The 11705-nt window shown below is 37.4% G+C and carries 10 protein-coding genes; 6 read left to right on the top strand and 4 right to left on the bottom strand.

The features are described 5' to 3' along the window. Positions 1–7 precede the first annotated feature (7 nt). The 3 genes from EIY84_RS00450 (at position 8) to EIY84_RS00440 (ending at position 4439) form a co-directional block, all read left to right on the top strand. Positions 8–808: an SDR family oxidoreductase gene (locus EIY84_RS00450; RefSeq protein WP_124639377.1), complete on the top strand. Its 801-nt coding sequence runs from the start codon at positions 8–10 to the stop codon at positions 806–808. Between the two features lie 14 nt (positions 809–822). Further along, complete coding sequence (locus EIY84_RS00445; RefSeq protein ID WP_241154707.1) at positions 823–2427, top strand: hypothetical protein; 1605 nt, start codon at positions 823–825, stop codon at positions 2425–2427. A gap of 203 nt (positions 2428–2630) precedes the next feature. Continuing rightward, positions 2631–4439 carry a hypothetical protein gene (locus EIY84_RS00440; RefSeq protein WP_124639375.1) on the top strand — a complete coding sequence of 603 codons (1809 nt, stop codon included), beginning with the start codon at positions 2631–2633 and terminating at the stop codon, positions 4437–4439. A 156-nt stretch (positions 4440–4595) separates the two neighbouring features. Here EIY84_RS00440 and rpsB read toward each other — a convergent pair whose 3' ends face one another. The 3 genes from rpsB to rplM form a co-directional block, all read right to left on the bottom strand. Next, positions 4596–5357, bottom strand: a complete 762-nt coding sequence (gene rpsB / locus EIY84_RS00435; protein WP_124639373.1) for a 30S ribosomal protein S2 — start codon at positions 5355–5357, stop codon at positions 4596–4598. Positions 5358–5547: 190 nt separating this feature from the next. Further along, positions 5548–5934 carry a 30S ribosomal protein S9 gene (rpsI, locus tag EIY84_RS00430; RefSeq protein WP_124639371.1) on the bottom strand — a complete coding sequence of 129 codons (387 nt, stop codon included), beginning with the start codon at positions 5932–5934 and terminating at the stop codon, positions 5548–5550. A 5-nt stretch (positions 5935–5939) separates the two neighbouring features. Continuing rightward, the gene (gene rplM / locus EIY84_RS00425; RefSeq protein WP_124639369.1) at positions 5940–6395 is read right to left on the bottom strand and encodes a 50S ribosomal protein L13; all 456 of its coding nucleotides are present in this window, start codon (positions 6393–6395) and stop codon (positions 5940–5942) included. Between the two features lie 166 nt (positions 6396–6561). On the opposite strand from rplM, the gene EIY84_RS00420 reads away from it, so the two are divergent. From EIY84_RS00420 to guaB, 3 genes are all read left to right on the top strand, one after another. After that, a complete protein-coding gene (locus tag EIY84_RS00420) occupies positions 6562–6885 on the top strand; it encodes a PadR family transcriptional regulator (protein ID WP_124639367.1) in 324 nt (107 codons plus the stop codon). After that, a complete protein-coding gene (locus EIY84_RS00415) occupies positions 6882–7589 on the top strand; it encodes a hypothetical protein (RefSeq protein WP_124639365.1) in 708 nt (235 codons plus the stop codon). The genes EIY84_RS00420 and EIY84_RS00415 overlap by 4 nt, the downstream gene beginning before the upstream one ends. A gap of 292 nt (positions 7590–7881) precedes the next feature. Next, a complete protein-coding gene (gene guaB / locus EIY84_RS00410) occupies positions 7882–9342 on the top strand; it encodes an IMP dehydrogenase (protein ID WP_124639363.1) in 1461 nt (486 codons plus the stop codon). Positions 9343–9516: 174 nt separating this feature from the next. On the opposite strand, the gene EIY84_RS00405 is transcribed toward guaB, so the two are convergent. Continuing rightward, a complete protein-coding gene (locus EIY84_RS00405; protein WP_124639360.1) occupies positions 9517–11637 on the bottom strand; it encodes a carboxy terminal-processing peptidase in 2121 nt (706 codons plus the stop codon). Positions 11638–11705 lie beyond the last annotated feature (68 nt).

Genomic DNA, 11705 nt, shown 5'->3' with positions numbered 1-11705 from the left:
TGCATTAATGAAACAGAATAAAACCATCATCATAACTGGAGCCTCTTCCGGAATTGGATTTACACTCGCTGAATATTTTGGAAAAAAAGGACATAAAGTCTATGGCTTTAGTAGGAAAATTTCCGAAAGCCCATATTTTACCAGCATTTCCGTGGACATAACCGACAACGATAAAATTACAAAAGCCGTTGATGAAATTACAAAATCACAAGGTCGTATTGATGTTTTGATTAACAATGCCGGAATGGGAATGGTGGGTCCTGTGGAAGACACCCGCAAAGAAGACATTTGGAAATTGTTCAACCTGAATTTGGTGGGCGCTGTACAAATGATGTCGGCAGTACTTCCAGAAATGAGAAATCAAAAATCGGGTCAGATCATCAACATTTCCAGTATCGGTTCAGAAATGGGCTTGCCGTTTCGTGGATTTTATTCGGCTTCCAAATCGGCATTGGACAAAGTAACAGAAGCCGTTCGTTACGAAGTTGCAGCTTGGGATATAGAAGTTTGCTCTTTACACTTGGGAGATATTAAAACCAAAATTGCCGAAAACAGAGTGCAAACAAAAGTTTCGGAACCTTATAAAACCATTTACAACAAAGTATATTCTTTAATGAACGCCCATGTCGATACTGGCAATGAACCTTTGGAAGTGGCACATTTTATTGATGCCTTGCTGATGAAAAAATCATGGAAAGCTCATTATTATTTTGGTAAATTTGGTCAGAAAATTGGAGTGCCTCTCAAATGGATTTTACCACAAAAATTCTATGAAAAACTGATGAGGAAGTACAGTCAAATGGATTAAAAAATTAATTTATATTGAAACGGTTATTGCTTTTTATCAACTTGTTTTGGATGTTTTTGTTGTTCGGTCAACAGAACCGTTTTGTTTTGATTGATGTCCAAAATCAAAAGCAATACCTAAAAAAAGACTCTCTTTCTGCAGTGAAATTCTTGGATTCTTTAGCAGAGCACAAATACTATTTCGCCAAAGTTATTTCGGTTAAAAAAGAAGGAGAATCCACTACCATTTTGTTTGATAAAGGCGAAAATTACAATCGAGTTTTTGTTAAAATAAATCCCGAATTGGCCGCTGAACTGAACTTGAAACCGGAATTTGAAACGCAAAATCTGGATTCTCTTCGACAGAAAATTCACAATAAAATCTTCGATCAAGGATTTGTTTTCTCTCGTGTCAAAACCAAATATCTCGGCTTGAAAAACAAAACTCCAGAGGTTGAACTGAGTATTTTACAGCAAGATAAAAGAAAAATAAACGGTTTCGTCGTGAAAGGCTATGAAAAAGTTCCGAAAAGATTTCTAAAAAACCTGGAGAAAGAATACAAAGGATCGGTGTACGGCACGATGAATTTGCTTTCAATACAAAAATCATTACAAAACCATCCTTTTGTACAGTTAGAGAAGCCTCCACAGACTTTGTTCACCAAAGACACGACCGACATTTATTTGTTTTTAAAGAAAAAAAAATCCAATTCTTTTGATGGCGTTCTTGGTTTTGGCAATGACAAATCCGAGAAGTTTACCATCAACGGCACTTTGGATGTACAGTTCAGAAACCTGTTCAACGGATTTGAAACGGTCAATGTTTTTTGGCAAAGAAACCCGGATAGCGGTCAAAATTTTGATTTGAAAGTCGATGTTCCTTTCGTTTTGGGCTCCAATGTCGGACTGAACATACAGACCAATATTTACAAACAAGACTCTACTTTTGCCAATTTCAAGTTCAGACCCTCGGTGTACTATCACCTGAGCAACAGACAAAAACTAGGACTAAGAGGCAGTCTGGAAACCTCCACCGTGAGCAATTCTGCTTTTTTAGAAGGAAAAGATTTCAACAAAAGCGGCATCGGTTTGTGGTACGAATTTACGGAACCCACAGAGATCGAATTGTTCAGACACAAAACCCACATCGCTGCAGAAGCTTCTTATGCATCGGTTTTTTATCAGGCTGATGATCTTAGTTCTACACAAAGCAATTACTTTCTTTCAGCCGAGAGAAATTTTGGGTTGAAAGGAAATCATTTCATAAATCTTCGTGGTGAGGTTGCCGGGATAAAATCCAAACTTCCGCTTTCAACCAATGAGCTGCTTCGTTTGGGCGGATGGAATTCATTCCGGGGCTTTAATGAAAGCTCTTTGTTGTCTAATTTTTACTATTTTGGAACAGCAGAATATCGTTATTTAATCGGCGAACAAGCATTTTTCGATGTATTTGGACAATATGGACAAATCACAAACGATGCATTGAGCACAAATACCAAAGTGTACAGTTTGGGATTGGGCTTCAATTTCTTTATAAAAATTGGCTTGATGAGTTTCCAAATTTCCAATGGAAATCCGGTAGGAAATCCAATGAAATTTAGCGATACCAAAATCCATTGGGGAATACTGAGCAAATTTTAACACTTCACGGTTCATTTATCCGTTGTTTTATTAAATGGCTAATTTCAACTGCTTATAGCATAGTTTATTTGAATTTAAACAATATGAACCGTTTAAATATTGATTAAATCATAAAATAGGTGTTAAATTTCAAAATTAAACATGGTTTAAAGGATTAAAAGCCCTAATTTTGTGCGATTTTTAAATTATAGAATACCTTAAAAATGAATAAAAAACAAATTCACAATTTTCATATTCCGGTGATGGGGTTATCGTACACCATCGACAGCCCTATTCGTGTGGCTCAATACGGAATATCGTCGGTAGTTTCCATTATCGATGACGAAATATTGGATAGGATGAGTGAGGTGTACAGTAAGAAATTCCATTTCCACTACCACCACATCACCCGAAAGATTGAAGATTACAGAGCCAAAAGAATTACGGCATATCTGGACATGATGGACGAAATTGTGAAAACAAAATTCGAAACCTTCAAAGAAGATATCTCTAAAAATAAAGCGGCATTGCAAGATTTCATATCCATGCTTCCGAGTACATCCGACTTGAAAGACGGTTTGCAACAACTTCTACATGAAACCAAAGAAGATCTTGCTGAAAGCATCAAATCTTTTGTGGACAAGCACATGCATCCTGGAGAGATTGATGTGAACATCATGACCAAAGTGGATAAGGATAATTTTGAAAAGGGAGTGCAACTTCCTGTGATTCACAACGATGCCCATTCTGCTTTACGAGGCTTTGGAAATTCCAACCTAAGATCTTCTCTTGTGCTTTCTGCTGGAATGAATCCGAGATTGTACAGCTACATGGAAGAGTTTGAAGATTTCTATCCCGATGCGGATGGAAACATCAAAAAGAAAATCATCTTAAAAGTTAGCGATTATCGTTCGGCCATAATTCAGGGGAATTTTTTGGCTAAAAAAGGACTTTGGGTTTCTGAATACAGAATAGAATCTGGACTGAACTGTGGTGGACATGCATTTGCTACCGAAGGCTTGTTGATGGGGCCTATTTTGGAAGAATTCAAACAAAAGAAAGAAGAGATTATCAATTCTGCTTTTCCTTTGATGGCGGCTGCTTTAGAACAAAAAGGAAAGCCTGTACCTTCGGAAAAATTAAACATTAAGATTTCCGTTCAAGGCGGTGTAGGTACTGCCGAAGAACATGAATTTTTATTGGACAATTACGCTGTGGACAGCATTGGTTGGGGGTCTCCATTTTTATTGGTACCCGAGGCAACTTCTGTTGATCTAGAAACCAGAGAGCTGCTAAGAAAGTCCAAAGAAGGAGATTTTTACTTGAGTAATATTTCTCCGTTGGGTGTACCCTTCAACACCGTAAAAGGAAGCTCTAATGAACTGCTGAATAAAGAGAAAAATGACAACGGAAAGTACGGAAGCTCTTGCCCTAAAAAATTATTGGCTCTGAGTAAAGAATTTGGCCCTGAAGGAATTTGTACCGCTTCATCTAAGTTTCAAAAAGTGAAACTGCACGATCTTGAGAAAGAAAAAGAACATCTTTCGCCAGAACTTTATCAAAAGAAAAAAGATAAAATCACCGAAAAAGCATGTCTTTGTGTAGGTTTGGCCAACGCTTCTTATATGGATCACGACCTTAAAATTAAAGGCGAAAAACAAGGTGTAGTGGTTTGCCCTGGACCTAACTTGGCTTACTTCGACAAAGAAGTTTCTTTGAAGGATATGGTAGGTCATATTTACGGCACCAAAAATGTCTTGCCAGACGATAGACGACCGAATGTCTTCATCAACGAATTGAAACTGTATGTGGATTATTTGTCTAAGGAAATCACTGAATTTACGGATGATTTGACCAAAAATCAGGTAAAAAAATGGCAGGCTTTCAAAGACAATTTGCTAAATGGCGTTTCGTATTACGAAGATCTGTTTGATAAGACCTCGTATTTCAAATCCAATTTCACCAAGATCAACCAACAGTTGAAAGAATATCAAAACAAGATTAAATCGATTGAAATCCCTCAATTGGGTTAGATATAAAAACTTATTTATAGCAATTATCCGTTCCTGATTGGGACGGATATTTTTTTGCCTTCACTCGTGACAAAAGCCATTCGTGATAACGGATGTGTACAAAAAAAATCCGCCTCGAGAGAGACGGATTCTGTGTTTAAAGAAACTATTTTTAGATTAAGCTTCAAAGTCTTTGTCAGCCTCAGCTGTAGCTTTGTTACCTTCTTCTTCTTTAGATTTTTCTTTATCTGCTTTTCTTTGAGATTGACCTTCCTTGATAGAATCAGAAACAATGCTCAAGATCATGTCGATAGATTTAGAAGCATCATCGTTTCCTGGAATTACGAAGTCAACTTTTCTTGGATCAGAGTTGGTATCAACGATACCGAAAACTGGGATACCCAATTTTTTAGCTTCAGTAACAGCGATGTGTTCTTTCATGATATCTACCACGAAAACAGCAGAAGGAAGACGCACCATGTCAGCGATAGAACCTAAGTTCTTCTCTAGATTGGCTCTTTGTCTGTCCACTTGCAATCTTTCTTTTTTAGATAAAGTTTCGAATGTACCGTCTTTTTTCATTTTGTCGATCGCATTCATTTTCTTTACTGCTTTACGGATGGTTACGAAGTTGGTAAGCATACCACCTGGCCATCTTTCAGTAATGTAAGGCATATTCAGTTCAGAAGCATACTTAGCCACAACCTCTTTAGCTTGTTTTTTAGTTGCTACGAACAAAACTTTCTTACCTGCAGAAGTAATTTTTTCCAAAGCTCCACAAGCTTCTTCCAATTTTACAGCTGTTTTATGTAAATCTACGATGTGAATACCGTTTTTCTCCATGAAAATGTATGGAGCCATATTTGGATTCCACTTTCTGGTCATGTGACCGAAGTGTACTCCTGCCTCTAGGAGGTCTTTAACATTTACTTTTGCCATGTTTTTGTTTTTTGTTAGTTTACTTTCCGCTTTTTGGCAATCAACTTTACGATAGAAGGGAGTAAAGTTTGGATGCTAAGCTAACGGGCAATTGGTGTTGTGCATGCGCAGTTTCACCAAAATTAAGTTTAAATAAATTTTAACAATTTTCTGTAGCCAATGACCATAAGCCATCTGCCAACAGCAAATCTTAACGCTTGGAGAATTGGAATCTCTTTCTTGCTTTTTTCTGACCTGGTTTTTTTCTTTCCACCATTCTTGCATCTCTTGTCAAAAGACCTGCAGGCTTAAGAACCAATCTAAATTCAGCATTGATCTCACACATTGCTCTAGAGATACCCAAACGGATAGCCTCTGCTTGACCTGTGATACCACCTCCGAAAACATTTACAGTAACATCGTATTGAGCAGTAGTTTCAGTAAGTGCAAACGGTTGGTTTACTTTATAAACCAATACATCTGTAGAAAAATATTCTTTAGCTTCTTTACCGTTGATTTTGATCACTCCGGTTCCTGGTTTTACATAAACTCTAGCTACAGAAGTTTTTCTTCTTCCTATTTTATGAACTGTTGACATTTCTATTATTTAATTTCGTTAATATTAATAGTTTTAGGTTGCTGAGCTTCATGCTTATGTTCTGTACCTTCGTATAGGTAAAGATTTTTGTAGATAGCTGCACCCAATTTGTTTTTAGGAAGCATACCTTTTACGGATTTTTCCAAAACTCTCATCGGATGTTTTTCCAACAACTCAGTCGCCGTCATAGACTTTTGACCACCAGGGTATCCTGTATGCCAAATATAGGTCTTATCTGCCCACTTGTTCCCAGAAAGACTAATCTTTCCTGCGTTCAAAACGATAACATTATCACCACAATCAACATGCGGAGTAAAGTTCGTTTTGTGCTTACCTCTCAAAATCTTGGCAACCTTAGAAGCTAGTCTTCCTAAAGGCTGTCCTTCAGCGTCTACCACAACCCATTCTTTTTTAGCGGTAGCCTTGTTCGCTGATACTGTTTTGTAACTTAATGTATTCACACTTTTTCGTTTAATGATTAAACATAATTTTCCCAATAAGGGTGTGCAAAGGTATGAATATTTTTCGAAATGAAAAAATATTATGAAAAACAAAGAATCTTGACATCCATTTGATACATAAGAAAATTATGCATACATTTGTTACTAACAAGTGAAATCAAAATTCATGTCGGCCAAATCTTATTATAAAGGAACCCTACAAAGCATCATTTTGAAAATGCTGAGCGTGGAGCGAAAAATGTACGGCTACCAAATGACGCAATTGGCAAAACAACAAACTGAAGGCCACTTGGAAATCACCGAAGGCGCTTTGTATCCGATACTTCACAAATTAGAAGTCCAAGGATTGGTCGTGACAGAGGTGCAAACCATCAACGGGAGAGACCGCAAGTATTATAAATTAACCGACAAAGGACTGAAACAACAATCCGTTTTGGAAAATGAAATGAATGCTTATATTTTATCTCTTCAAAATATTTTTAAACCATGATAACCGAAGCCCAACAACAAGAAATCCTATCCTATCTCTCGGTAAAAAAACTTCCCATAGACATGTTGATAGAGGTTTACGATCATTTTATATCCCAAATACACGATTTGCAAGCGCGTCATAACTTATGTTTTGATGATGCTTTTCAAAAAACCAAAGACTCCTGGTGCAACGACCTCACTCCGTATTGGAACGGAGGCTGGGAGTTGGAAAACCGAAGCGATTTGGTCAGGAATTTTGAAAAAACCATGTTGAAATCGGTATTTTTTGAAAGTGTGAAATATGCAGGAATCATCGTATTGGCATCGTTCGTTTTATCGTTATTATTTCCAAAAGAAATTTTTCAATATCTTATTCTATTATTGATCGTGATCATGGTTTTTGCACCCATCATCAAAATTATACGAAATTGGAAAGCAGTCAATTTACCGAAAAAACATTCTAAATTCACACTCACTTTGTATCAAAACTATGTCATGATTCACCTTTCCATGGCCTACTTTTTGTTTAAATCTGTATCGGATTACAAAGTTTTTGTAGATGCTTTTTTACATGTTTCCACTTTGGAATGGCAGGTTTTTGGAATTTTATTCATTTATTTGGTCCTTGCAACAATCTGCCTTTTCACATGGCTTTCTCTCAATCGTTATTTGGTTCAGATCAAAAAAGTAGAAGCTTTTATTTTAACGCATCAGCTGAATTAAGTTTAAATTAAATTCAAACTTAGAGCCCGTTTAAAATTTTACCGAAATAATATTCCGACTATTTCCAATCTTTCTTATCTGCCTTTTTGCATTCAATTTAGCGTATTTTGCATTTTAAATTTTTGTTTTAGCCTGCAAAACTTCAATTTTAAAACCCAAAATCCATCCAAATATCTATACAAAAAATCTAGATATAAAATTTAAACAGGCTCTTAAAATTAAATTTCTGTTAAAAAATAAAAAAATCTTTCACGATTGGTCAGAAAGATTTAATTTTGCAAAGAAAGTAAAGATGTCTATTCATAACAAAATTGTAGAAAGCGCCATCACTTTCGATGATGTACTTTTAGTTCCTTCTTATTCAGAAGTTTTACCCAATCAGGTTTCCCTAAAATCCAGACTTACCGACAAAATAACCCTTAATGTACCTATTGTTTCTGCGGCTATGGACACCGTAACCGAGGCAGAAATGGCTATTGCATTGGCAAGAGTGGGAGGCTTGGGCTTCATTCATAAAAACATGACGGTAGAAGAGCAAGCTGCTCAAGTTAACCGTGTGAAAAGATCCGAAAATGGAATGATTTCCGATCCGGTTACCCTTTCCAAAGACCATACCTTGGGCGAAGCCAAAGATCTAATGGCACAGTTCAAAATCTCCGGACTTCCCGTGGTGGATGCAGACAATAAATTAATTGGGATTATCACCAATAGAGATGTAAAATATCAAGAAAACTTGGACGCCAAAGTAGAAACCCTGATGACCAAAGACAATTTGGTAACTTCAGGAAAAAATACCAATCTGGATGAGGCGAAAAAAATATTGCTCGAAAATCGTGTAGAAAAATTACCCATCGTTGATGCTGAAAACAAACTGATCGGACTAATCACCATCAAAGACATCGATAACCAATTGGAATATCCCAATGCCAACAAAGACCAAAACGGAAGACTTATTGTTGGAGCCGGAGTTGGTGTAGGTGTAGATACCATGGATCGTGTGAATGCATTGGTAGCTGCTGGTGTGGACATTGTAGCCATCGATTCGGCACACGGACATTCCAAAGGGGTGTTGGATAAAATTTCTGAAATCAGAAAAGCTTTTCCAAATCTGGATATCGTTGGTGGAAACATCGTAACTGCAGAAGCTGCAAAAGATTTGATAGAAGCAGGTGCCAATGTTCTAAAAGTAGGGGTAGGTCCAGGATCCATCTGTACAACTCGTGTGGTAGCCGGTGTTGGGGTACCTCAACTTTCTGCCATCTACAATGTTTATGAGTATGCGCAAACCAAAAATGTAACCGTTATTGGAGATGGAGGGATCAAACTTTCCGGTGATATTGTAAAAGCTTTGGCTTCTGGTGCAGGTGCTGTTATGTTGGGTTCTCTTTTGGCGGGCACTGACGAAGCTCCGGGCGAGGAGATTATTTTCCAAGGTAGAAAATTCAAATCTTACCAAGGAATGGGCTCTCTAGCCGCGATGAAGAGAGGTGGAAAGGAAAGATACTTCCAATCCGAAGCGAAAAAATTTGTACCGGAAGGTATCGAAGGAAGAGTGCCACACAAAGGCCGATTGGAAGATGTTATTTTCCAATTGACAGGAGGCATCCGTGCCGGAATGGGTTATTGCGGAACCAAAGACATTGTTGCACTTCAAAAAGACAGCAAAATGGTGAAGATTACCGGTAGCGGTTTGAAAGAATCTCACCCTCACGATGTCATCATCACCCAAGAAGCTCCAAATTACTCATTGTAAACGCTTAAAATTAACGATATTCAATCCTTGCCCATTTCTAAGGCAAGGATTTTTTGATTTTTCCAACAAACCAATTTTCCACAATAAAACTTACACAATCTTAGTCTGATTCTTTCACCAAAAACAAAAGGCTGCCCAATTTTCTTGGACAGCCTTTTCGATTGATATTGGTTTTTATTTTATTTCTGAAATTACATTGATGGCTTCTTGAAGATAAAAATCTTTCTGAAGGTTCTTCTTCCAATTTTCTTTTTTCTTCTTAAAGATGTCGTCGGTTTTCATTCGGGTTTGCTCGTCCGTATTGAAAGTGAATACCAATTTGTTATTGAATTTGTCCAAAGATTTGAATTTTTCAATCTGTGCTTTGCGGGTATTCATCAAGTCAAAAAACTTTGTCTGGTTCAGAGTAATCACTTCTTCTTTATCCAAAGTCTTTTTCCATTCTGCAGATTCTTGCATCAACTGGTACATTTTATTGGTTGCCATTCTAGCCGCAGATGCAGCTTCTATCTTTGCAAAATCCGTATTTGCCATTTTAGTAAATGGAGTTGGAGCAATCTTGTCCCAAGCCAGTGCATATTCATCAAATCGTTCACCCACTTCGGCATAGGTAAAGAAGTCTTTCAGTTTGATATCCGATTCGATCCCTTTTCTTTGGGTCGATTCTCCGGTCACTCTGTAGAATTTTTGTATGGTCAGTTTTAGGGCACCAAAATCATCGGATGAGCTTAAGAAACGGTTCAGCTCAACAAAAGTTTGCACCGTACCTTTTCCGAACGATTGTGGCGATCCGATAACAATTCCACGGCCGTAATCCTGAACCACACCCGCAAAAATCTCAGAAGCCGAAGCCGAAAGTTCATTTTGCATCACCACCAAAGGACCGGTCCATAATGGTGAATTGAATTTGCTTTTCAAGGTGTTTATTTTCCCATTCCCGTCCTTTACTTGCACAAAAGGGCCTGCATTCATAAACAATCCCATCATATCGCCAACCTCTGTCAAAGATCCGCCACCGTTGTTTCTTAGATCCAATACAATTCCTTGTATTCCCAGTTCTTTTAATTTTATGATTTCGTTTTTCACATCATCAGAGGCATTTCTACCTTTGCTATCTTCAAAATCGGCATTGAAGCCTGGCAGATTGATGAAGCCCCATTTTTTTCCATTGGCATCGGTGATGACCACACTTTTGGCAAAAGTATCTTCAATTTCTACCTCTTCACGGATCAGGGTAACTTCTTTTATGGATTGGTCTTTCTTCTGAACCGTAAGAGTGACAGGGGTGCCTTTTTCGCCTCGAATTAATTTCACCGCTTCATTTGCCAATAAGCCTACGGCATTCACAGCATCCTCTTTTGGTTTTGATTTTATTTTTAAGATTTTATCACCATCTGATAGTTGTTTGGACTTCCAAGCAGGAGCACCAACGGTTAAAGCTCCCAGATACAAGTAGCCTTTTTTCTCTTGAATCATCGCTCCAATCCCTATAATCTTCCCTTTAAAGCTGGTGTCGAAATCGTCTTTGTCTTGTGGTGAAAAATAATTGGAATGCGGGTCAAAAACTTCCGTATAAGCATTCATATAACGAGAAAACCATTCCATTCTTTTCACCCTTTTGAATCTTCGGAACGAGTCGCTCAGCAAGTCCTTTACTTCATCTGTAGCCTTTGCTCTTTTTTGTTCAGGCGTTAAGATTTTAAGATTTACGGTGTCTTTCAGTTTGTTTCTTTGCAGAGAATCTTTCAATTCTTTTTGGCTTTTTTCCTTAGCATTTAGCGATTCCATTTCTTGAAGAATGTTGTATTTTACATACTTTTTCCATTCCGTCAAAAGCTCAGCTTTGTCTTTAGGATATTTTTTATTTTTCGCATCCAGAATAAAAGTTTCGTCCTGATCTAAATTGATGGGTGACTTAAAGATTTCTTGGGTCATTGCATCAATTTCATCAGCTCTTTGCAAAAGCCTGTCTGTGGTCAGTTTGAAAAAAGTTAAATCCCCACCAGAAAGATAATCATCCAGTTTGGTTTCGTATTTGGCAAATTCGTCCATATCGGTCTGCAAGAAATAGCGTTTTGCAGGATCGACCATTTCAAAATAATGCTTGTACACTTCTTTGGAATAGGCATCATTGATCGGTTTGGGACTATAGTGCAAATAGGAAAGTGTGTTTTTTACACTAACCATGATGGTTGTCATTTTCTCATCATCGTTCTTTGGAGCGTTGAAGCAGAACATCAAGCTCATCAGTGGAAGAAAAAGAAACAAAGTATTGAGTTTCATTTTTTTGAACATATTGTTTGTGTAAGTTTTGAAATTAATGATTAAAGTTATCAATTGAATTGTCAAATTTAATATTTATA

Source organism: Amniculibacterium aquaticum (assembly GCF_003852705.1).
Taxonomy (GTDB): Bacteria; Bacteroidota; Bacteroidia; order Flavobacteriales; family Weeksellaceae; genus Amniculibacterium; species Amniculibacterium aquaticum.
The sequence above is the reverse complement of the archived record's forward strand: the minus strand, read 5'-3'. Positions and strand labels throughout refer to the sequence as shown.